This window comes from Pseudomonas sp. NDM, assembly GCF_003105095.1.
Taxonomy (GTDB): domain Bacteria; phylum Pseudomonadota; class Gammaproteobacteria; order Pseudomonadales; family Pseudomonadaceae; genus Aquipseudomonas; species Aquipseudomonas moraviensis_A.
On record NZ_QETJ01000060.1, the window covers coordinates 1 to 22,845 of the forward strand.

The following is a 22,845-nucleotide window of genomic DNA, read 5'->3' on the forward strand; positions in this document are numbered from 1 at the left end:
CGGTGTGTCAGTCGACGCGATGCTGAACGTGCCGACGCCATCGCGAGCAGGCTCACTCCTACAGGGGGACTCGGTGATTATTCGCCGGTGGCAATGCCGCGCGAAGGCTGATTGATCCATTCGCTCCACGATCCTGCATACAGCGCGCCCAGCGGATAGCCGGCCAGACACAGTGCAAACAGGTTGTGACACGCCGTCACCCCGGATCCGCAGTACGCGACCAGCTCCGACGGCGAGCGATCGCCCAGTTTCGCAGCGAAACGCTGCTTGAGCTGCTCCGCCGGCAGGAATCGTCCGTCGCTGCCGAGGTTATCGGTGAACGCCGCACATTGCGCCCCGGGAATGTGCCCGGCGACCGGATCGATCGGTTCCACTTCGCCCTTGAAGCGCGGCAAGGCGCGGGCGTCGAGCAGGGTCAGCGTTGGCTGGGTGAGGCGTTGCTGCAATTGCTCGGCGCTGAGCAGCAGGCTCATGTCCGGCTCACCGCTGAAGTTACCCGGCGTCACGCTCGGCGGATCCAGGCTCAGGGGCAGACCGGCGGCGTGCCAGGCCTTGAGCCCGCCATCGAGAATGAACACGCCGTCGCGCTTGCCCAACCATGCAAGCAACCACCACGCCCGTGCCGCGTAGGCACCCGGGCCGTCATCGTACAAAACCACATCGCTGTCATTGCTGATGCCCCAGGCTTGCAGGCGTTCGATCAGCGCCGCCGGCTCGGGCAACGGATGACGTCCGGTCACGCCCCTCTCGACCTTACCGCTCAGATCACGCTCCAGATCGGCGAAACTTGCCCCGGCAATGTGCCCTTCGGCGTAGCTGCGCTGGCCGTAGTCCGGATCTTCAAGGGCGAAACGACAATCGAGAATCACCAGCCCCGGCTGCTCTTTGCGAGCGTCCAAAGCTTGTGGGCTGATCAACTGCGCAATCGACATATCGGGCTCCTGTGGCATTCGGCTGAACGGTTTATTTCACGTCTTCAAGGGCCTGCGCCAGCGGCACATAGAACTCGTCGAACAAAGCATTGACCTCATCACGCGCCTGATCGGTGACAAACCCCGCTTCCAGCACCAGTACCTGATACACGCCGCGCTTCACGGCCTGTTCGCTGAGGTGGTTGGAGTTTTCCCGTGTGGTGCACAGAAAGCGTACCCACGAGGTCAGGATGATCCACGCGTTGAGGGTCAGCGATTCGATCTGTACGCGGTCCATTTTCAGGATGCCGGCGGCGACGAAGCCTTCGTAGATGGCTGCGCCCTGGATCACGCAACGCTGGGAGAAACGCCGATACCGCGCGGCCAGTTCCGCATCGCTGTCGAGCAGATGCTCGAGGTCGCGATGCAGAAACCGGTAGCGCCACATGGCCGAAAGCAGTTCCTTCAAATAGAAACGCTTGTCCTCGACCGTTGCGGGGCGGCCCTGGGGCGGACGCAGAAAGCTGTCTACCAGGGCTTCGTACTCACTGAACAACACGGCGATGATCGCCTGCTTGTTGGGGAAGTGGTAGTACAGGTTGCCCGGAGAAATCTCCATGTGCGCGGCGATGTGGTTGGTGCTGACGCTGCGCTCGCCCTGCTGATTGAACAGCTCCAGGCTGTTCTGAACGATGCGCTCGCTGGTTTTTATTCGTGGGGCCATGGCTTGAGCTTTAATTCAGAGTGCGTAGACGGCGCATCTTACGACCTAACCGGAAATGGATAAAACACTGACGTGCGCGGAAGTCGTTTGACTTTCTAGAGCATCGACTCTAAAAAGTGCTCATTACAACAAAATCCGGAGCCTGCGATGACTGCCGACATTGCCTACCTGCAAACCCTGCAACAGCCTGCTGAAACCCTCGACCGGCAGTTCCAGGCGCAACGGGCGGCGTATGCCGCCAACCCGATGCCGCCGGCCGCGCAACGTCAGCAGTGGCTCAAGGCTTTGCGCGATCTGCTCAACGCCGAGCGCCAGGCACTGATCGAGGCGATCAGCGCCGATTTCAGTCACCGCAGCGCCGACGAAACCCTGCTCGCCGAACTGATGCCGAGCCTGCACGGCATTCACTACGCCAGCCGTCATTTGAAGAAATGGATGAAGCCCTCGCGGCGCAAGGTCGGCATGGCGTTCCAGCCGGCTTCGGCGAAAGTGGTCTATCAGCCGCTGGGCGTGGTCGGTGTGATCGTGCCGTGGAACTACCCGCTGTATCTGGCCGTAGGGCCGATGGTCGGCGCGCTGGCGGCGGGCAATCGGGTGATGCTCAAGCTCAGCGAGTCGACCCCGGCGACCGGGCTGCTGCTCAAGCAATTGCTCGCGCGGATCTTCCCTGAAGACCTGGTCTGCGTGGTGCTGGGCGAAGCGGATGTCGGCATGGCGTTCTCGCGTCTGCCTTTCGATCATCTGCTGTTCACCGGTTCCACCAGCGTCGGCAAACACGTCATGCGTGCGGCGGCGGAGAACCTGACGCCAGTGACGCTGGAACTGGGCGGCAAGTCGCCGGCCATCGTCTCCAGAGACGTGCCATTGAAGGACGCCGCCGAACGCATCACCTTCGGTAAAACCCTCAACGCCGGGCAGACCTGTGTCGCCCCCGACTATGTGCTGGTGCCGGAAGACCGCGTCGGCGCTTTCGTCGAGGCCTATCGTCAGGCCGTAAAAGGCTTTTACCCGACCCTGGCGGACAACGCCGACTACACGGCAATCATCAACGAACGCCAGTTGGCGAGGCTCAATGCTTACATCAGCGACGCGACCAGCAAGGGCGCGCTGCTGATCCCGTTGTTCGAACAAGGCCAGGGCCGGCGCATGCCGCACAGCGTCCTGCTGAATGTCAGCGACGAGATGAGCGTGATGCAGGACGAAATCTTCGGCCCGCTGCTGCCGATCGTGCCTTATCGCGATCTGGAGCAGGCATTCGCTTACATCAATCAGCGCCCTCGTCCTCTGGCTCTTTACTACTTTGGCTACGACAAGCGCGAACAGCATCGCGTGCTGCACGAGACCCACTCCGGCGGTGTGTGCCTGAACGACACCCTGCTGCACGTCGCTCAGGACGATATGCCCTTCGGTGGCATCGGTCCGTCAGGCATGGGCCATTACCACGGCCATGAAGGTTTCCTGACCTTCAGCAAGGCCAAAGGCGTGTTGATCAAACAGCGTTTCAACGCGGCCCGGCTGATCTACCCGCCATATGGCACATCGATTCAGAAACTGATTCAGAAACTGTTCATCCGCTAAACGCTGTCGACCCGGGTAATAACAACAATGCACCCAAGCCTGACTGAAACACCCGCCCTGTCGCGCCGTGGCCTGCTGAAATTCAGCCTCGGCGCCACGGCGTTTCTCGCCACCGCCGGCCTTGGCGCCAGCCTGACTGGCTGCTCGTCGAGCGTCAGCGCCAACGGCTTTGTCAGTTTGCGCGACGGCGATCTGCTGTTTCTGCGCGCGCTTATCCCGGTGATGCTCGACGGTGCTGTGGCGGCGGAGAAAATGCCCGCAGCGGTCGACGGCACACTGAAGTCGCTGGACTACAGCCTCGATCACCTGTCGCCGGAAATGCTCAAGCTCACTCGACAACTGTTCGATGTGCTCGGCATGGCCGTGACCCGTGGGCCGCTGACCGGAATCTGGGGCAGCTGGGAAAACGCCAGTCCCGACGCGATGCGGCAGTTCCTTGAACGCTGGGAGAACAGTTCCCTGAGCCTGCTGCGCATGGGCCACAGCTCGTTGCAGCAGATGGTAATGATGGCCTGGTACACCCGCGCCGAATCCTGGGCGCATTGCGGTTATCCCGGGCCGCCTACAGTTTGAGATCGGCGTCGCGCCCTTCGCGAGCAGGCTCGCTCCCACAGGAAAAGGCATTTCAAATGTGGGAGCGAGCCTGCTCGCGAAGAGGTCGGCCGCCACACCGCCGCATCCAAAAATAATAAAGAGAACCTGATCGATGCCCGTACCCGACCCCTTCCGCGAAGGCCTTGCCCGAGGCTGGAAAACCTACAACGGCGCGCAACTGAGCGACGACCTCACCCTCCAAGCCGATGTGGCGATCATCGGCAGCGGCGCCGGCGGCGGCACCACAGCGGAAATCCTCAGCGCAGCCGGCTACAAAGTCCTGCTGATCGAAGAAGGCCCGCTGAAAACCAGTTCGGACTTCAAACTGCTCGAGGACGAGGCCTACAGCAGCCTGTATCAGGAAGGCATCGGGAGGATGAGCAAGGACGGCGCAATCACTATCCTGCAGGGCCGCGCAGTCGGCGGCACGACACTGATCAACTGGACCTCAAGCTTTCGCACACCCGAACCGACCCTCGAACACTGGGCCAGGGAACACAACGTCAAAGGCCATAGCCCGGAAGAGATGGCGCCGTGGTTCGAAAAAATGGAGCAGCGCCTCGGCGTCGCCCCATGGATGGTGCCGCCTAACGCCAACAACGACGTGATCCGCAAAGGCTGCGAGCAACTCGGCTACAGCTGGCACGTGATCCCGCGCAACGTGCGTGGCTGCTGGAATCTCGGTTATTGCGGCATGGGCTGCCCGAGCAACGCCAAGCAATCGATGATGGTCACGACCATCCCGGCGACGCTGGAAAAGGGCGGCGAGCTGCTGTATCTGGCGCGGGTGGAGAAGCTGCTGATCAGCGGCGACAAGGTTACCGGGCTGCATTGCGTGGCAATGGACGAACGCTGCGTCGAGCCGACCGGGCGCAGCATCACGGTCAAGGCGCGGCATTACGTGCTGGCCGGCGGCGGCATCAACAGCCCGGCGTTGCTGCTGCGCTCGGACGCGCCTGATCCGCATGCGTGCCTGGGCAAGCGTACCTTCCTGCATCCGGTGAACATGTCCGCCGCGCGTTTCGCCGAGGTGGTCAATCCGTTTTACGGCGCGCCGCAGTCCATCTATTCCGACCATTTCCAGTGGAAGGACGGCACCACCGGTCCGATGGCTTTCAAGCTCGAAGTGCCACCGCTGCACCCGGCGCTGGCGGCCACGCTGCTCGGCGGTTTTGGCCGAGAGAACGCGCAACACATGGCCGACCTGCCGCACACCCACGCGATGCTGGCGCTGCTGCGCGACGGCTTTCACCCGGACAGCAGCGGTGGCTCGGTGGAACTGCGCGGCGACGGCTCGCCAGTGCTCGACTATCAGGTCTCGCAGTACGCCTGGGACGGTTTGCGCCGGGCCTTTCACGTTATGGCGGAAATCCAGTTCGCCGGCGGCGCGCAAGCGGTGATGCCGATGCATGCCGACGGTCGCTATGTGAAGACACTGTCTGAGGCCCGCTCGCTGATCGATGGATTGAGCCTGGAGTTGTACCGCACGCGACTGGGCAGTGCCCACGTCATGGGCGGTTGTGCGATGGGTGAAGATCCGAACAGTGCGGTCGCCGACAGCCTCGGTCGCCATCACCAGCTCAGTAATCTGTCGATCCACGACGGCTCGCTGTTCCCCACCAGCATCGGTGCCAACCCGCAACTGTCGGTGTATGGCCTGACCGCGCAACTGGCAACGGCCCTGGCGGATCGACTGAAAAATCCATGAAAAAGCAGCCTGTTCCTATCGTCTATAGTGCTTTCTTACCGAACAGGCGACTTGGCCGACCGGGAAGGCTGCGATACCATCCGACTCCCCAACGGACTCCCGCCAGGACGACGCGATGAACCGAGTGTTGTACCCAGGTACCTTCGACCCTATTACCAAGGGCCATGGCGATCTGGTCGAACGCGCCTCGCGCCTGTTCGATCACGTGATCATTGCGGTCGCCGCCAGCCCGAAAAAGAACCCGCTGTTCCCGCTGGAACAACGGGTCGAACTGGCTCGCGAGGTCACCAGACACCTGCCCAACGTGGAAGTGGTCGGTTTCTCGACGCTGCTTGCGCATTTCGCCAAAGAGCAGAACGCCAATGTGTTCCTGCGTGGTCTGCGCGCGGTGTCGGACTTCGAATACGAATTCCAGCTGGCCAACATGAACCGTCAACTGGCGCCGGATGTGGAGAGCCTGTTTCTCACACCGTCCGAGCGTTATTCGTTCATTTCCTCGACGCTGGTGCGGGAGATTGCCGCGCTGGGCGGTGATATCAGCAAGTTCGTTCACCCGGCCGTGGCCGACGCACTGACCCTACGCTTCAAAAAGTAGGAGCTGTCGAAGGCTCGGGCTGCGATTAGACGATCTTTGTTTGTAGGAGCTGCCGAAGGCTGCGATCTCTGTTTTGCAGCCCTTGATCGCCCCCGCGTGCACTGCGCTCGCCAATGCGGCACAATTGCGCGCATTGATTTATAGCGCCCGGGCCTGCTGCCCCGGCTGGAGTTAGCATGTCCCTGATCATCACCGACGATTGCATCAACTGCGACGTCTGCGAACCCGAGTGCCCGAACGCCGCCATTTCCCAAGGCGAAGAGATCTACGTGATCGACCCGAACCTGTGCACCCAGTGCGTCGGCCACTATGACGAACCGCAGTGCCAGCAGGTCTGCCCGGTGGATTGCATTCCACTGGACGAAGCCCATCCGGAGACTGAAGAGCAGTTGATGGAGAAATACCGCAAGATCACCGGTAAGGCCTGATCTCTTCAGTGCCCGTCTGGCCCTCTTCGCGAGCAGGCTCGCTCCCACATTTTGCAATGCATTCCCCTGTGGGAGCGAGCCTGCTCGCGAATGGGCCATCAGCCACACCGCTGAAATCCGATCAGCTCACTCGCGCTGTTCGAACCCCTCCCCCGTACACCCCAGACACCGCACAAACGCTGCTTTCGCCGGGTCGACCACCAGCGCCTGTCCGGCATCGCCAACACCGCCACCCAGCGCGGTAAACGGCAGCGACACCACAAACGCTCCCGCACCGATCACCGTCGCCACCACCAGCAAGGGTCGAGCAATCAGCAGGTCGCCGAGCATGGCGTACGCCGGGGGATTCTGGATGGTGTAACGGGGGTCACCGCTGCCGCTTTCCGAGGCCTGAACGAGCAGGCTGGAACACAGCAGCAGCGTGACGAAGAAGACTTGCAGGACTTTCATGGCACGATCCTTCGGGCTGAACAGTGAGACTTCTCACTATAGACCCAAGGATTTTTCAGGTCTGGCAGCGCGGGCAAAACACGCTGGCGCGCTGGCCAAGCTTCACTTCGCGCAGGCCGGTGCCGCAGACCTTGCAGTGCTGACCGCCGCGGCCGTAGACAAACAGTTCCTGCTGGAAATAGCCCGGCTGACCGTCACCGCCAATGAAGTCGCGCAACGTTGTGCCGCCCCGCTCGATGGCAGCGGCAAGGATGCGTTTGATTTCGATCGCCAGTTTCAGATAACGCCCGCGGGAAATGCCCCCCGCTTCCCGGCGCGGATCGATACCGGCGGCGAACAGCGCTTCGGTCGCGTAAATATTGCCGACTCCGACCACCACCGCGTTGTCCATGATGAACGGCTTGACCGCCATCGCGCGGCCGCGTGACAGCTGGAACAAGCGCTCGCCATCAAACAGATCGGTCAGCGGCTCCGGACCGAGGCGAATCAGCAGCTCGTGATTGAGCGGGTCGGTGCTCCACAGCATCGCGCCGAACCGTCGCGGATCGGTGTAACGCAGGGCCAGTCCCGATTCCAGTTCGATGTCGACGTGTTCGTGCTTCAACGCCGGCAACCCCGCCTCGACCAGGCGCAGATTGCCCGACATGCCCAAGTGACTGATCAGCGTGCCGATCTCGGCGTTGATCAACAGGTACTTGGCCCGCCGCTCGACCAGCACGATGCGCTGCCCGGACAGGCGCACATCGAGGTCTTCCGGGATCGGCCAGCGCAGACGCCGGTCGCGGACGATGACCCGGCTGACGCGCTGGCCTTCAAGGTGCGGGGCAATTCCGCGACGGGTTGTTTCGACTTCCGGCAGTTCAGGCATGGTGTCCTCGGATCAATGCGCGCCGAGGTCGCGAATCGTTTGTTTGAGCGTTTCGAAGTCGTAGTCCGACAGACCGACGTAATCCAGCACCAGCGGGCCAACGGCATTCCACTCGAAATCTTCGCTCTGGTTGCCGAGCACCCGATAAGAGGCGCAGATGTGCTCGGCCATTTTCAGGATCGCCAGGAGATTTTTCAGTTGGCTGTTCTTCGACGATTCATCGTTGAAAATCGCCAGCGCGTTGTGGTGGTTGGCGATGGCGGCGCTGACATGCTCCGGCAGGCGCCAGGACTTGGCGGTGTAGTAACCGACCACGGCGTGGTTGGTGTTGAACACGCGGTTTTCCGTATCCACCACACGGCAGTCCGGGCTGGCGCTGGCGTAAGCCTCTTCCAGCACGGTCATGTAATTGGGGAAGCGCTGCAGCATCAACGGCACGCCGCAATCGTGGAACAGGCCCAACGCATAGGCTTCATCACCGGCCTGAGTGCCGATGCGCTTGGCCAGGGTCAGGCAGGTCATCGCCACATCCTGCGCGGTGTCCCAGAAACGGTTGAGGGTGACGATGGTGTCGTCGTTCATCTCGCCCTTGATCGACTGCGCGTTGATCAGGTTGATGATCGAACGGCTGCCCAACAGGTTCACCGCCCGCTGGATCGAGGTGATCTTGTTGCTCAGGCCGTAATACGGCGAGTTGACGATTTTCAGCAGCGCGCCGGACAGGCCGGGATCCTGGGAGATCAGTTTGGCGATCACCTCCAGGTCCGGGTCGGGCATGTACTGCTCCATTTGCAGATCCACCATGATCTGCGGTTGCGCCGGCACACTGATGCCTTGCAGCGATTGTTGAATCTGTTCGGTGGTCAGCTCTTGGGACATAAGTACACACTCCGGGGCAGGCGGCGATTCTAACCGCTGAAACGGCAGGGCGACACACCGATGGGCACATCGCCGGAACTTTCATCCGCGCTCAGGCTTCGGACTCTGTAGGGCGCATCGGACCTCGATGGTTCGCTGCGAAGGCAAAATCTCCACAGACTCAGGAGCTTACCGATGGCAACTTCCCTCAATGGCAAACGCGTCGCTATTTTGGTTACCGATGGTTTTGAACAAGTCGAGCTGACCGGTCCCAAGGATGCCCTGGAGCAGGCCGGCGTGCAGGTCGATATCCTGTCGGCCGAGACCGGCACGGTCAAAGGCTGGAACCATGACAAACCGGCGGACGACTTCCCCGTCGCCAACACCTTCCAGGCGGTGAGCATCGATCAATACGATGCCGTGCTGCTGCCGGGCGGTGTGCAGAATTCCGATACCATCCGCATTGATCAGGATGCTCAGCATCTGGTCAAGACCGCCGCATCGGCGGGCAAGCCGATTGCCGTGATCTGTCATGGCAGCTGGCTGCTGATCTCGGCGGGGCTGGTCAATGGCAAGACCATGACCAGCTACAAGACCGTCAAGGACGATCTGGTCAATGCCGGCGTCAACTGGGTCGATCAGGAAGTGGTCAAGGACGGCAACCTGATCAGCAGTCGCCAGCCGGATGATGTGCCGGCGTTCAGCCAGGCCCTGATTGACGCACTGGCTGCGTAATCTTCGCGGTCCCGTTCGCGAGCAGGCTCGCTCCCACACTTGAAATGCATTCCCCTGTGGGAGCGAGCCTGCTCGCGAAGGCATCATCAGCGTTTCATCGCATCCTCAGCCCGGCGCAAACCGCAACACGCTATACTCCCGCTCTTTTTTCCGGAGCGACGTCATGTCCCTGCCTAGCCTGCGCCTCACAGCCAACGCCGACCGTCGCCTGCGCAACGGCCACTTGTGGGTCTACAGCAACGAAATCGACGTGGCCGCCACGCCTCTGCACGGCTTCAAGGCCGGCGATCAGGCGGTGCTCGAAGCCGCCGGTGGCAAGCCGCTGGGCATCGTAGCGATGAGCCCGAACAACCTGATCTGCGCGCGTCTGCTCTCGCGCGACATCAAACTGGCACTGGACAAGTCGCTGCTGGTGCATCGCCTGAACGTCGCGCTGTCGTTGCGCGAGCGTCTGTTCGACAAGCCGTTCTACCGTCTGGTCTACGGCGATTCCGACCTGCTGCCGGGTCTGGTGGTCGATCGTTTCGGCGACATCCTCGTGGTGCAAATCGCCTCGGCGACCATGGAAGCGCACAAGGACGACGTGATCGCAGCGCTGACCCAAGTGCTCAAGCCAAGTGGCATTCTGTTCAAGAATGACTCCGCCGCCCGCGACGCCGAAGGTCTCAACCGCTACGTCGAAACCGTATTCGGTCTGGTACCGGAGTGGGTAGCGCTGGAAGAAAACGGCGTGAAGTTCGAGGCACCGGTCATTCAAGGTCAGAAAACCGGCTGGTTCTACGATCACCGTATGAACCGCGCGCGTCTGGCGCCCTACGCCAAAGGCAAACGCGTGCTGGACCTGTACAGCTACATCGGTGGCTGGGGCGTGCAGGCCGCGGCGTTCGGCGCCAGCGAAGTGTTCTGCGTCGACGCCTCCGCATTCGCCCTCGACGGTGTAGAGCGCAACGCTGCGCTGAACGGTTTCGCTGACAAGATGACCTGCATCGAAGGCGATGTCTTTGAAGCGCTGAAGGAACTGAAAGCCAGCGAAGAGCGTTTCGACGTGATCGTTGCCGATCCGCCAGCGTTCATCAAACGCAAGAAAGACATGAAGAATGGCGAAGGCGCCTACCGTCGTCTGAACGAGCAAGCCATGCGCCTGCTGACCAAGGACGGCATTCTGGTCAGTGCTTCGTGCTCCATGCACCTGCCGGAAGATGATCTGCAGAACATCCTGCTGACCAGCGCCCGTCACCTGGACCGCAATATCCAGATGCTCGAGCGTGGCGGCCAGGGCCCGGATCATCCGGTGCATCCGGCCATCGCCGAAACCCGCTACATCAAGAGCATCACCTGCCGTCTGCTGCCCAACAGCTGAATGCGGTTGAACACGGGGAGCCACTGAGCTCCCCGTTTTTTTGCGTCACCTTCCCGCCTTTTTTCACACTCGCCATGAGTGTCTTGTCGTCTTCCTACAATTATCTTCCAACTTCCTTGCAGGACGTTTCGCCACGCCTGTTAGTTATGGAAAATTAACCTACACGGTAGATATCCAACACTAGATCACTCCGACAGAATTACTGGAATATTCCTACTTAATAACCCCTTGCCAATATTCGATTACAAACTATTATGAAGTTGTCGCCATGAGGCGACTTCAACTACTTATGAACAAGGAGTTCACATCATGAAAACCATTTATCTGGAAACAAACAAACTCGCCAACCTGGCCTTCCTGGTTGCAGCCAAAACCCGCTAAGCAAGTCTGGACGCCGGAGAGTGCCGGCACTCTGGCGTCCTTCAGACTTCCCTTGAGTGAATTGAATAAATGTATATCAGTCCTTTTCTATTTATATTGCCGCGCCCACCCGGACAGGTTGTATGGAACTATAAGACACATACTCAACACGAGCTTGATCTTGACTACTCCACTCGCCTCGCCCAACTTATAAACAACCCGAATCTGTATGACCCGCAAAACATAATAGACATACAACTTCTGGACGCGGGCATTCTAACCATTGCAAAAATAGACAGTCCGAATTGGGGCTGGGATGAGCTGTCGAAGATCTTTCACATCGGCACGCAAAACATCCCTTGCGAACATGTGCCGCAAAACATTCATGAGTGGTCAAGACAATACCTGGCGCACTGCCGCGAAGTATTGGCAACCCCGGAACCCGCCAATCCCAGAACGCGGCAATCAGCAGCAGCGCTTATCGCCCTGCCTGCACCGTGTGATGTGAATGCTGACAGCCTGACTCAGGCATTGCTGAAGCGGAAGACCTGCCGATCCTATACCGGTGCTGCGGTGACCCTGGACGAGGTCGGCACGCTTCTGTATTTCACCCTCGGCTATCTCCCCGCGCGGGAAAACGCGCACGACGACCCCGTCGCGCCAGGCCTCGGCGAACGCCGGAGCAGTCCGTCAGGCGGCGGCCTGAACGCCTGTGAGGGCTTTCTTCTCGCACAGAATGTCTCCGGGCTCGAACCCGGCATCTATGCCTATCACTCTGCGGAGCACGCCTTGAGCCGGGTCAATCCGCTGCCCGACCCAGAGCTGGGGCAATTGCTCGGCGGCCAGCATTTCATCAATAACCTGCCGCTGGGCCTGTTCATCACCGCGCGCTTCGATCGACTCTGGTGGAAGTATGAACATTCGCGCGCCTACCGCATGGCGTTCATTGATGCGGGTCATCTCTCGCAAACCTTTCAACTGGTGGCGACAACACTGGGGCTGAGTACCTGGCTGACGGGCGCGTTTGCCGACGCCCGGGTCGAAACCCTGCTCGGTCTCGAAGGCAGCGCCGAGCAGCCTTTGTTCTTCGTCGGGTGCGGAGAAAGCGATGGTCAGGCCATGTGCCAGGAAATGCGCGATCTGCTGTGCGGGGTACCGTCATGATTTCAACAGCGCTGGATGAGGGCGAAGCCCCGGTGTCATGGTCGCTTAAATTTACCCTTCCCGATTGGGAAAGCCGCGCGTCGGTTCGCAGCAGCACTCATGACTACCGGCTGCCGGCGAATGTCGAGCAGCAATTGCAAACGCGCTACTGGTTTCCCCCGGCCTTCCTGCCCTATCTGGCGCATCCCGCCATCCAGGCCAAGGGTCGCGAAACGCTGCATCGCCTGACCGCCAATCACCTGGTGTATTTCCTCGATTACACCACGCTGCTTGAACATCGCATCGTCAACCGTGCGGTGGAAGTCATCGTGCACCGGGAGCTGCCCATCTACATACCACTGCCGATGAAGCACGCGGCGCTGCAGCTATATACCGACGAGGGCTATCACGCACTGTTCTCAAACCAGATTGCCGAACAGATCGCCGCGCTCTACAACATCACCCGACGCCCTGTCATCCCCAGGCGCATCACCCGCATGAACGCCCTGATCGCGCGCGCGCCGGAGAAGAACCGCGCATTGGCCTGGTTTCTTCTTGGATTCGTCTCGGAAACCATCATTGCCCGGGAGCTGCTGGAGGTGTGTCGCGACACGCTGGTTTCCAGCGTGAACGACATGCTGCGCGATCACCTCGCCGACGAGGCCCGGCACAGTCGTTATTTTGCTGAAGCCTTCCATTACTTCTGGATCGCCATGAACAGTCGGCAACGCCTGTTCGTCAGCAAGACGCTGGTGGAGATCATTTCGATTTTCTTCGAAGCCGACGAAAGCTGGCTGCAACAAAGCCTGCGTTCAGTCGGTATCGCTGACAGCGACGTGATGGAAATCGTCGGCGGCATGGCGACGGTGCCGGCCAACCGCGCCCGTGCCCGCGCCGGCTGCAAACCGACACTGGAGGCACTGCACAAGGCCGGTTTCTTTGCACTGCCCCACAACCAGACACTGTTCGCCAAGGCAGGATTGATCGATGGATAAACACAGCCGGGTAGTTACCCGCCGCCAACAGCGCCGCGCCGTCAGCCTGTTGCTGGCAATGATCCTGCTCGGCGTGTTCCCGCTGGATGTGCTCTTGCCGTCCTTCCCGGCGCTGGCGGCACACTTTGATCGATCCCCGAGCGACATTGCACTCTCGATCAGTCTGTTCGCCGTGGGCATTGCGTTTGCCCAGCTGCTGATCGGTCCGCTGTCCGACGTGATCGGCCGCAAGGGTCTGCTGCTCGCCGGCATGACTGTGTCGCTGCTCGGCGCCCTTGGCTGTGTGCTGAGCAATGACTACACGCTGTTTCTGATTTTTCGGGTGATGCAGGCACTGGGATGCGGGTGCTTCGTGCTGTCCCAGGCTCTGGTGCAGGATCTGTTTGCAGGGAACGAGCGTGACCGCCTGCGAATCCTGATGGTCACCGCGACGGGGATCTTCATTTCGGTATCGCCGCTGGCGGGCACGTTTCTGCAAGCCACGTTCGGCTGGCGCGGCAGCTTCTGGTTGTTCATCGCCTTGGCCGCCGTGGTTCTGCTCAAGACCTGGCGACTGCTCGATAACAGCCGTCCTTCTCATGATGCCAACCGCCTGGGCTTCATCCAGTCCTACCAACGCGTCCTGGGCAATTTCGAATTTGTCAGCTGTTGGCTGATTTCCGCGTTCGCTTTCGCTTGCCACTTTTCCTTCATCGTCATTTCGCCGCTGATCTTCATGGAGCAGCTGCAAATGGCCCCCTACGATTTCGCCTTGATCCTGCTGATTTACGGCGCCTCCTATGTCTTCGGCGGCCTGCTCGCCAGCGCGTTGAACCGGCTTATCAATGCGCAACAGCAGATTTTCACCGGACAGAGTCTGATCCTGATTTCGGGTCTGGTGATGCTCTACCTGGCCGCCAACCATGAGCTGTCAGCTGCGACGGTGCTTGTTCCGATGCTGATCTGCACGGCGGGCACCACCATTTCCCGGCCACCGGCCACCTCCCGGGCCATGAGCCTGTTCACCGAAAACGCCGGCGCATCGGCGTCTGCCGGCAGCACCATCATCTTTATCTGTGGCGGGCTGGTCAGCGCCCTCATCAGCCTTGGCCCGACCAACCTGCAAGCGACGCTGGGCTACGGATTTGTGGCGCTGAGCGGCATATCCCTGCTGCTCAACAGCGTGATTGGCCGTCGCACCCGCAACCTGCGCAGTGATCCGGTAATGCCGGGGGGCGACCATTGACCCTGCCAGTCGTCACTGAGCGAGCGCATTGGGCACGGGAACAACGCTTTGCGCCATTCCCTCACGACGCCAGCGGTGTAGAATCGCCTCATTCATCGCCATTCATCCCCGGCGGGTTTATGAGCTCAGGCTGAGACCAGCGGCGATCCCGCAACGTCATCGGCAGCTTCCGGACACACGGCCATTTTTCGGGTGTTTCAGAGGTCAACAGAAGCTCACTCCCCTTTAGTACGTGATTAGCCGCCCGGAGTGCTCCATGCCAGATTACCGCTCGAAAACATCCACCCACGGCCGCAACATGGCCGGCGCCCGCGCACTGTGGCGCGCCACCGGGATGAAGGATGACGACTTCAAGAAGCCGATCATCGCCATCGCCAACTCGTTCACCCAGTTCGTCCCGGGCCACGTGCACCTGAAGGACCTGGGTCAACTGGTCGCCCGCGAGATCGAACGCGCCGGTGGCGTGGCCAAGGAATTCAACACCATCGCCGTCGATGACGGCATCGCCATGGGCCACGATGGCATGCTGTATTCGCTGCCGAGCCGCGAGATCATCGCCGACTCCGTCGAGTACATGGTCAACGCCCACTGCGCTGACGCCATCGTGTGCATTTCCAACTGCGACAAGATCACCCCGGGCATGCTGATGGCTGCACTGCGCCTGAACATCCCGGTGATCTTCGTTTCCGGCGGTCCGATGGAAGCCGGCAAGACCAAACTCGCCTCCCACGGTCTCGACCTCGTCGACGCCATGGTGATCGCCGCCGACTCCAGCGCTTCTGACGAGAAAGTCGCCGAGTACGAGCGCAGCGCCTGCCCGACCTGCGGTTCGTGCTCCGGCATGTTCACCGCCAACTCGATGAACTGCCTGACCGAAGCACTGGGCCTGGCCTTGCCGGGCAACGGTTCCACCCTGGCCACCCACAGCGACCGCGAACAACTGTTCCTGCAGGCCGGGCGCACCATCGTCGAGCTGTGCAAGCGTTACTACGGCGAGAACGACGACTCTGTGCTGCCGCGCAACATCGCCAACTTCAAGGCGTTCGAGAACGCAATGATGCTCGACATCGCCATGGGCGGTTCGACCAACACCATCCTGCACTTGCTCGCTGCTGCCCAGGAGGCCGAGATCGATTTCGACCTGCGCGACATCGATCGTCTCTCGCGCAGCGTGCCGCAGCTGTGCAAAGTCGCGCCGAACATCCAGAAATACCACATGGAAGACGTGCACCGCGCCGGCGGCATTTTCAGCATCCTCGGTTCGCTGGCCCGTGGTGGGCTGCTGCACACCGACCTGCCGACCGTGCACAGTCGCAGCATGGAAGAAGCCATTGCCAAGTGGGACATCACCCAGACCAGCGACGAAGCCGTGCACCACTTCTTCAAGGCAGGTCCTGCGGGTATTCCGACCCAGACCGCATTCAGCCAGTCGACCCGCTGGGAAACCCTGGATGACGACCGTGAAAACGGCTGCATCCGCAGCTTCGAGCACGCTTATTCGAAAGAAGGCGGCCTCGCCGTGCTCTACGGCAACATCGCGCAGGATGGTTGCGTGGTGAAAACCGCCGGTGTCGATGAGTCGATCCACGTTTTCGAAGGCAACGCGAAGATCTTCGAAAGCCAGGACAGCGCCGTGCGCGGCATTCTTGCCGACGAAGTGAAGGAAGGCGACATCGTCATCATTCGCTACGAAGGCCCGAAAGGCGGCCCGGGCATGCAGGAAATGCTTTACCCGACCTCCTATCTGAAATCCAAAGGCCTGGGCAAAGCCTGTGCGCTGCTCACCGACGGCCGTTTCTCCGGCGGTACGTCCGGCCTGTCCATTGGTCACGCTTCGCCAGAGGCTGCGGCCGGTGGCGCGATCGGTCTGGTGCAGGATGGCGACAAAGTGCTGATCGACATTCCGAACCGCTCGATCAACCTGTTGGTCAGCGACGAAGAACTGGCGGCACGCCGCGCCGAGCAGGACAAGAAAGGCTGGAAACCGGTAGAGGTGCGTCCACGCAAAGTGACCACCGCCCTCAAGGCCTACGCCCTGTTGGCGACCAGTGCCGACAAGGGTGCTGTGCGTAACAAAGCGATGCTGGATGGGATATAAAACAGCTGCAAGCTGCAAGCCGTAAGCAAGAGCCGCCTTGCTCTTCCTTGCAGCTTGTAGCTTGCAGCTGCTTTATTGAATATCTTCAGGTTTGACGACCACCCAGTTCTTGTCCGCCGTCACCGGCAATCCTTCCTTGGCCTGCGCCGCTGCGTGCTTGGCCATCATGCCGTTGATCTGCGCCATGTACTTGTCCTTGCGGTTGATCCACAAGTGGATGCCGCCCTTGGCCACGTCGACATCATGGAACAGCATGTAACCGTCGCTGGTCGGGGTATCGCCGCCAACCAGTACCGGTTTTTTCCACTCGTCAATGTAGGTCAGGATCGCTGCGTGCTTACCGGCCATCCAGGTTGCCGGAGTCCACAGGTACGGAGTCAGTTCGAGGCCGAGGTTGGCCTTCTCGTCATATTTGCCGGCGGTGATCTGCTTGCGCGCGGTGGTCAGCTCGCCAGTCTTCTGATCCTTGAGCAGCAGTGAAACGCCAATGACGTTCTGCGGTTTGACGTTGTAGCCGTACTTGGGATCCGCCGCGACCATGCGCACCAGTTCCTCGGAGGCGGCGGTCATCACGTAGACCTCGATGCCATTCTCCATCAGCTTGTTGTACAGCTCCTGCTGACCGGTGAAGATCTTCGGCGGATTGACGTCCAGCTGCTTCACCACATCGCCTTCGTAATACGTCGCCGGCACCGGTTTGCCCGACGCCATCAACTCGTCGACATAACCCTTGAGTTCCTTGAGGGTGAAGCCGGAAAACACCTGCGCTACCCATGGGTAGCAGACCATGTCGTCGACTTCACAGAGCCGGTAGTAATAACTGAACAGGCTCTCCTTGTGCTCGGCGGTGTCCTTGAACGGCATCAGTTTCAGCGAGGGATCGAGTTTGTCGCGGGTGATCAGGCCCTTGTTTTCCATGAACGGCAGCAACGACTCTTCGAGGTCGTAGCGGTAACTGGTGTTGTCCATGTCGAACACCGCGTAGTTACCCTTGTTGGCGTTGGCCGCGATCATCGCGTCCAGCGCCTTGGCCTGATCTGCCGGCCAATGCTTGAGCTCCGTGGCGAAGACCTGACCGGTCAGGCCCGCAGCCAATGCCACAGCCAACAACGTGCGTGCAATTCTCATAGCGCTACTCCCCGATCCAAAGAGTTCGACGCTAACAAATAAGTGTGACAACCCTGGCCTGTCAGCGACCGCGTACGTCCCCTGCGCGTCAGCTGCATTGCCGACAGCGACACGCGCTTATTCCAAAAACGACGGACACCCTGCCATTTCGGTATTAAATCATTGCAAATCAAGCTGTTAGGCTTGCCGGTTCGCAGCAGCCCCGGATGGCTGTTGGCACAGTCTTTTCTGGAGTCCTCATGAATCTACCGCTGATTCTAAACCTGCTGGTGTTCCTCGCCCTGCTCTTCGGTCTGGCGCAAACCCGCCACACCACCTGGAGCCTGGCGAAAAAAGTCCTGCTTGCACTGGTCCTCGGCGTGGCGTTCGGCGTCGCCCTGCACACGATCTACGGTGCCGGCAACCCGGTACTGAAAGCCTCGATCGGCTGGTTCGATCTGGTCGGCAACGGCTACGTGCAGCTTCTGCAGATGATCGTGATCCCGCTGGTGTTCGCTTCGATCCTCAGCGCCGTGGCCCGTCTGCACAACGCCTCGTCGCTGGGCAAGATCAGTTTCCTGACCATCGGCACGCTGCTGTTCACCACCGCCATCGCGGCGCTGATCGGCATCGGCCTGACCAACCTGTTCGGCCTCACCGCTGAAGGTCTGGTCGCCGGCACTCAGGAAATGGCGCGCCTGCAAACCATTCAGAACGACTACGCCGGCAAGGTCGCCGACCTGAATGTGCCGCAGTTGCTGCTGTCGTTCATCCCGCAGAACCCGTTCGCCGACCTGGCCCGGGCCAAGCCGACCTCGATCATCAGTGTGGTGATTTTTGCCGCGTTCCTCGGGGTGGCTGCGCTGCAACTGCTCAAGGACGACGTCGAGAAAGGTCAGAAAGTGATCAACGCCATCGACACCCTGCAAGCCTGGGTGATGCGTCTGGTGCGTCTGGTGATGAAGCTGACCCCGTACGGTGTGCTGGCGCTGATGACCAAAGTGGTCGCCGGTTCCAACCTGCAGGACATCATCAAACTCGGCAGTTTCGTGGTGGTCTCGTATATCGGTCTGGGTCTGATGTTCGTGGTGCACGGCGTGCTGGTTTCGGCCGCCGGGATCAACCCGTTGCGCTTCTTCCGCAAGATCTGGCCGGTGCTGACGTTCGCCTTCACCAGCCGCTCCAGCGCCGCGACCATTCCGCTGAGCATCGAAGCGCAGACCCGTCGTCTGGGCATTCCGTCGTCGGTCGCCAGTTTCGCCGCATCGTTCGGCGCAACCATCGGCCAGAACGGTTGCGCCGGCCTCTATCCGGCGATGCTGGCGGTGATGGTCGCGCCAACGGTCGGCATCAACCCGCTGGATCCGCTGTGGATCGCGACGCTGGTGGCGATTGTCACGTTGAGTTCGGCAGGTGTCGCTGGGGTTGGTGGCGGTGCGACGTTCGCCGCCCTGATCGTGCTGCCGGCGATGGGCTTGCCGGTGTCACTGGTGGCATTGCTGATTTCGGTCGAGCCGTTGATCGACATGGGTCGCACGGCGTTGAACGTGAGTGGTTCGATCACCGCTGGGGCGATTACCAGCCAAGTCATGCAGCAGACGGATAAAGCGCTGCTGGATGCGGATGAGCACGCAGAGTTGGCCCAGGCTTAAGTAGCGCCTGACAGACCGCTATCGCGAGCAGGCTCACTCCTACATTTGGAATGCGTTCCCCTGTAGGAGTGAGCCTGCTCGCGATGCTTTTTAGGCTTTCTCCCAGACTTCGAAGCTGTACGCGGGTTTATCACCCTCTGCCGGATTCGGCACATTCGACACCAGCTTCCACTCGTTCAGATCAAACTCCGGAAACCACGCATCCCCTTGCGGGCACAGCGCCACGCGGGTCAGGTACAGACGATCGGCCTGCGCCAGCCCTTGCGCGTACAACTGCGCGCCGCCAATCAGCATCAGTTCATCAACGCCCTGGGCTTTCGCCCATTCCTCGGCGCGCGCCACGGCGGCTTCCAGCGACGGGTAGACCTCGGCGCCTTCGAGCTGCAGATCCGGCTGACGGCTGACCACGATATTCAAGCGACCAGGCAACGGCCGACCGAGCGAATCCCAGGTCTTGCGACCCATGATGATCGGCTTGCCGAGCGTGGTCGCCTTGAAGTATTTGAAGTCCCCCGGCAGGTGCCAGGGCATGCTGTTGTCGACGCCGATCACGCGGTTTTCACCGAGGGCTGCGATCAGGCTGAGGGGGAGTGATTTAGTCATGGCGGCGAGGATACCAGAGCCGCGCTTACCCCGATAAGCGCCACAGCGGTTATGCTCAGCGCTCGATTTAGCGACGGGACGCCGCGTGACTGAACTGACTCCACTGCAAAACCTCTGGCTCACCGAAACCATCCGCCTGCGCGAAGAACACGCGGGGCCGCTGGATGATCTGGAAGCCAATCGTCTGGCCCGCGCCGCTGGTGGCGATCTGCCGAGCCGCATTCAGCGCCGGGCGTTATGGCTGGCCGAGCGTGACGGACTGACTGCCGCCCTCAAGCATTGGCTGCAAGGCGCGCGCCTGGCGCTGGTGTTGTTGATGATTTTCGCCGTGCTCAGCGGCGCCGGTCTGGCTTTCGCCGCGCTCGGGCAGACGCCAGTGAATGTGTTCTGGGCGCTGGGCAGTCTGCTCGGGATCAATCTGCTTCTGCTGTTGAGCTGGGCGCTGGGGTTGATCTTCGCTGGCGACCACGGCGCCAGCCTTGGGCGCTTGTGGCTGTGGCTGAGTGAAAAATTCGCTCGCGACGCCAAAGCCGCGCAACTGGCGCCGGCCTTGCTGTTGCTGCTGCAACGCAAAAAACTCAATCGCTGGGCACTCGGCGCGCTGGTCAATGGCCTGTGGCTGCTGGCGATGCTCAGCGCGCTGATTTTGCTGCTGACGCTGATGGCCACCCGGCGTTACGGCTTTGTCTGGGAAACCACCCTCCTCGGCGCCGACACCTTTATCCACGTGACCCAGGCCCTCGGCTATCTGCCGTCGCTGCTGGGCTTTAACGTGCCCACGGAGGAGATGATTCGCGCCAGCGGCGATGGCGCACTGGATATTGAAAGCGCGCGACAGGCCTGGGCGACGTGGCTGGTCGGTGTGCTGGTGGTCTACGGCGTGCTGCCGCGCCTGCTGCTCGCGCTGTTCTGCCTGTGGCGCTGGAACAGCGGCAAAGCCGCGCTGCGCCTGGATCTGAACCTGCCCGGCTACGCGCAACTGCGCGAACGGTTGATGCCAACCAGCGAACGTCTCGGCGTCAACGACCCGGAGCCGGCGCAACTGCACCGCGTCGAAAGCAACGTCGGCGAGCTCGTCAGTGAAGGCGCGCTGCTGGTAGCGATCGAGTTGGACGAACAGCGCCCATGGCCACCGGCGCTGCCGAAAAATGTCAGCAATGCCGGCGTCCTCGACAGTCGCGAATCGCGGCACAAACTGCTCGAGCAACTCAGTCGCTTCCCACCGGCGCGGCTGGCGATCGCCTGCGATCCGCGACGCTCGCCGGATCGCGGCAGCCTCGCGCTGATCGCCGAACTGGCACGCAATGCCGGCGCCACCCGCATCTGGCTGCTGCAAGCGCCGCCCGGCGAAGCGCTGGATGGCCAACGTCTGGGCGACTGGCACGCTGCGCTGCAACAGCTGGAACTGCCGTTCGCCGATTGCGCGCCGATGAACTGGCTGGAGAGCGGACATGACTGATGCACGCAAAGCCCCGTTGAAACTCGCGGTGGTCGGCCACACCAACGTCGGCAAAACCTCGCTGCTGCGCACACTGACCCGCGATGTCGGCTTCGGCGAAGTCTCGCACCGGCCGAGCACCACCCGGCACGTCGAAGGCGCGCGCTTGTCGGTGGACGGCGAGCCGTTGCTCGATCTGTACGATACGCCAGGGCTGGAAGATGCCATCGCCCTGCTGGATTTTCTCGAACGTCTGGAACGTCCCGGCGAACGCCTCGACGGCCCGGCGCGGCTGGCGCGGTTTCTCGACGGCAGCGAGGCGCGCCAGCGTTTTGAACAGGAAGCCAAGGTGCTGCGGCAATTGCTCGCCTCGGACGCCGGTCTGTATGTGATCGATGCCCGCGAACCGGTGCTGGCGAAATATCGCGACGAGCTGGAAGTGCTCGCCAGTTGCGGCAAACCGCTGCTGCCGGTGCTGAATTTCGTCAGCAGCGCCAACCATCGCGAGCCTGATTGGCGCGAAGCACTGGCGCGGCTGGGACTGCATGCGCTGGTACGGTTCGACAGCGTCGCACCGCCCGAGGATGGTGAACGCCGACTGTATGAAAGCCTCGCCCTGCTGCTGGAAAATGCGCGACCACAATTGGAGCGGTTGATCGCCGATCAACAGGCCCATCGCCGAGCCCGTCAACACAGTGCCGCGCGCTTGATTGCCGAATTGCTGATCGATTGCGCGGCGTGCCGGCGCAGTGTGGTCAGCGAGCCTGAACAGGAACAGCAGGCGGTCAGGGAATTGCGCAAAGCCGTGCGTCAGCGCGAACAAAAGTGTGTCGAGGCGCTGCTCAAGCTCTACGCGTTTCGCCCGCAGGACGCGGCGGCCAGTGACTTGCCGTTGCTCGACGGGCGCTGGGGTGATGACCTGTTCAACCCGGAAACCCTGAAGCAGCTCGGCGTGCGCGTCGGCGGCGGCATTGCTGCCGGTGCGGCGGCCGGGGCTGGCGTGGATTTGTTGGTCGGCGGCATTACCCTCGGCGCAGCAGCACTGGCCGGGGCGATTGCCGGTGGCGCACTTCAAACCGCGCGCAGTTACGGCAGTCGTTTGCTCGGCAGGCTCAAAGGCCAGCGGGAATTGACGGTGGATGACGCCGTGCTGCGCTTGTTGGCGTTGCGTCAGCGGCAGTTGGTGTTGGCGCTGGACCAGCGCGGGCATGCGGCGATGGACAGCATTCAGGTGGCCACGCCTGTGGATAAGACCTGGCGCGAGGGCAAGCTGCCCGAAGCCTTGAGCAAGGCCCGTGCGCATCCGCAGTGGTCATCGTTGAATCCCCATGCGAAGTTGAATCAGGGGGAAAGGCAGGAGCAGGTTGAGGCGTTGGTTGATCGGGTGCTTGAGCTTTAGATCGCTCCCCCCTCAC

Annotated in this window: 21 protein-coding genes; 14 read left to right on the top strand and 7 right to left on the bottom strand. The window is 61.2% G+C overall.

The genetic code is table 11. The annotated features are described in order from the left end of the window. Window positions 1-77: 77 nt before the first annotated feature. On the bottom strand, window positions 78-932 hold the full coding sequence (locus DCO47_RS14260) for a sulfurtransferase (RefSeq protein WP_116658313.1): 855 nt from the start codon (window positions 930-932) through the stop codon (window positions 78-80). Between the two features lie 31 nt (window positions 933-963). Next, a complete protein-coding gene (locus DCO47_RS14265) occupies window positions 964-1,635 on the bottom strand; it encodes a TetR/AcrR family transcriptional regulator (protein WP_016772708.1) in 672 nt (223 codons plus the stop codon). A 147-nt stretch (window positions 1,636-1,782) separates the two neighbouring features. Between DCO47_RS14265 and DCO47_RS14270 the strand changes: the two genes are divergently transcribed. The 5 genes from DCO47_RS14270 to DCO47_RS14290 all read left to right on the top strand — a co-directional run bounded on the left by DCO47_RS14270 (window position 1,783) and on the right by DCO47_RS14290 (window position 6,538). Further along, a complete protein-coding gene (locus DCO47_RS14270) occupies window positions 1,783-3,213 on the top strand; it encodes a coniferyl aldehyde dehydrogenase (RefSeq protein WP_116658314.1) in 1,431 nt (476 codons plus the stop codon). 27 nt (window positions 3,214-3,240) lie between these two features. After that, entirely contained in the window at window positions 3,241-3,786 is a 546-nt protein-coding gene (locus tag DCO47_RS14275) for a twin-arginine translocation pathway signal protein (protein WP_116658315.1), read from the top strand. Between the two features lie 133 nt (window positions 3,787-3,919). Then, the gene (locus tag DCO47_RS14280; protein ID WP_116658316.1) at window positions 3,920-5,515 is read left to right on the top strand and encodes a GMC family oxidoreductase; all 1,596 of its coding nucleotides are present in this window, start codon (window positions 3,920-3,922) and stop codon (window positions 5,513-5,515) included. Between the two features lie 115 nt (window positions 5,516-5,630). Beyond that, a complete protein-coding gene (gene coaD, locus DCO47_RS14285) occupies window positions 5,631-6,110 on the top strand; it encodes a pantetheine-phosphate adenylyltransferase (RefSeq protein WP_042606545.1) in 480 nt (159 codons plus the stop codon). 176 nt (window positions 6,111-6,286) lie between these two features. Next, window positions 6,287-6,538 carry a YfhL family 4Fe-4S dicluster ferredoxin gene (locus DCO47_RS14290; protein WP_003195146.1) on the top strand — a complete coding sequence of 84 codons (252 nt, stop codon included), beginning with the start codon at window positions 6,287-6,289 and terminating at the stop codon, window positions 6,536-6,538. Window positions 6,539-6,664: 126 nt separating this feature from the next. Here DCO47_RS14290 and DCO47_RS14295 read toward each other — a convergent pair whose 3' ends face one another. Genes DCO47_RS14295 through DCO47_RS14305 form a run of 3 tightly spaced genes read right to left on the bottom strand, consistent with a single transcriptional unit; the run spans window position 6,665 to window position 8,681 of the window. After that, the gene (locus DCO47_RS14295; RefSeq protein WP_042606544.1) at window positions 6,665-6,988 is read right to left on the bottom strand and encodes a hypothetical protein; all 324 of its coding nucleotides are present in this window, start codon (window positions 6,986-6,988) and stop codon (window positions 6,665-6,667) included. A 55-nt stretch (window positions 6,989-7,043) separates the two neighbouring features. Then, the gene (gene mutM / locus DCO47_RS14300; protein ID WP_064364736.1) at window positions 7,044-7,856 is read right to left on the bottom strand and encodes a bifunctional DNA-formamidopyrimidine glycosylase/DNA-(apurinic or apyrimidinic site) lyase; all 813 of its coding nucleotides are present in this window, start codon (window positions 7,854-7,856) and stop codon (window positions 7,044-7,046) included. A gap of 12 nt (window positions 7,857-7,868) precedes the next feature. Further along, a complete protein-coding gene (locus DCO47_RS14305; RefSeq protein WP_172667857.1) occupies window positions 7,869-8,681 on the bottom strand; it encodes an HDOD domain-containing protein in 813 nt (270 codons plus the stop codon). A gap of 228 nt (window positions 8,682-8,909) precedes the next feature. On the opposite strand from DCO47_RS14305, the gene DCO47_RS14310 reads away from it, so the two are divergent. From DCO47_RS14310 to ilvD, 6 genes are all read left to right on the top strand, one after another. After that, window positions 8,910-9,449 carry a type 1 glutamine amidotransferase domain-containing protein gene (locus DCO47_RS14310; RefSeq protein ID WP_116658317.1) on the top strand — a complete coding sequence of 180 codons (540 nt, stop codon included), beginning with the start codon at window positions 8,910-8,912 and terminating at the stop codon, window positions 9,447-9,449. A 163-nt stretch (window positions 9,450-9,612) separates the two neighbouring features. Next, window positions 9,613-10,809, top strand: a complete 1,197-nt coding sequence (locus tag DCO47_RS14315; protein ID WP_116658318.1) for a class I SAM-dependent rRNA methyltransferase — start codon at window positions 9,613-9,615, stop codon at window positions 10,807-10,809. Window positions 10,810-11,259: 450 nt separating this feature from the next. After that, window positions 11,260-12,333: a SagB family peptide dehydrogenase gene (locus DCO47_RS14320; protein ID WP_116658319.1), complete on the top strand. Its 1,074-nt coding sequence runs from the start codon at window positions 11,260-11,262 to the stop codon at window positions 12,331-12,333. Next, on the top strand, window positions 12,330-13,307 hold the full coding sequence (locus DCO47_RS14325) for a diiron oxygenase (RefSeq protein WP_042606539.1): 978 nt from the start codon (window positions 12,330-12,332) through the stop codon (window positions 13,305-13,307). The genes DCO47_RS14320 and DCO47_RS14325 overlap by 4 nt, the downstream gene beginning before the upstream one ends. Next, window positions 13,300-14,532, top strand: coding sequence for an MFS transporter (locus DCO47_RS14330; RefSeq protein ID WP_116658320.1), 1,233 nt, complete (start codon window positions 13,300-13,302; stop codon window positions 14,530-14,532). The genes DCO47_RS14325 and DCO47_RS14330 overlap by 8 nt, the downstream gene beginning before the upstream one ends. A gap of 256 nt (window positions 14,533-14,788) precedes the next feature. After that, window positions 14,789-16,630: a dihydroxy-acid dehydratase gene (ilvD, locus tag DCO47_RS14335; protein WP_016772696.1), complete on the top strand. Its 1,842-nt coding sequence runs from the start codon at window positions 14,789-14,791 to the stop codon at window positions 16,628-16,630. Between the two features lie 72 nt (window positions 16,631-16,702). Here the strand turns inward: ilvD and DCO47_RS14340 are convergent, their stop codons facing one another. After that, entirely contained in the window at window positions 16,703-17,758 is a 1,056-nt protein-coding gene (locus tag DCO47_RS14340; protein ID WP_116658321.1) for a haloacid dehalogenase-like hydrolase, read from the bottom strand. Window positions 17,759-17,997: 239 nt separating this feature from the next. Here DCO47_RS14340 and DCO47_RS14345 point away from each other — a divergent pair, with 239 nt between their 5' ends. After that, on the top strand, window positions 17,998-19,389 hold the full coding sequence (locus DCO47_RS14345) for an L-cystine transporter (RefSeq protein WP_042606536.1): 1,392 nt from the start codon (window positions 17,998-18,000) through the stop codon (window positions 19,387-19,389). A gap of 90 nt (window positions 19,390-19,479) precedes the next feature. Here DCO47_RS14345 and DCO47_RS14350 read toward each other — a convergent pair whose 3' ends face one another. Then, window positions 19,480-19,992, bottom strand: a complete 513-nt coding sequence (locus DCO47_RS14350; protein ID WP_116658322.1) for a dihydrofolate reductase — start codon at window positions 19,990-19,992, stop codon at window positions 19,480-19,482. A gap of 85 nt (window positions 19,993-20,077) precedes the next feature. Between DCO47_RS14350 and DCO47_RS14355 the strand changes: the two genes are divergently transcribed. Further along, entirely contained in the window at window positions 20,078-21,451 is a 1,374-nt protein-coding gene (locus DCO47_RS14355) for a DUF2868 domain-containing protein (protein WP_116658323.1), read from the top strand. After that, entirely contained in the window at window positions 21,444-22,829 is a 1,386-nt protein-coding gene (locus DCO47_RS14360; protein WP_065615088.1) for a GTPase/DUF3482 domain-containing protein, read from the top strand. The genes DCO47_RS14355 and DCO47_RS14360 overlap by 8 nt, the downstream gene beginning before the upstream one ends. The last annotated feature ends 16 nt before the right edge of the window (window positions 22,830-22,845 follow it).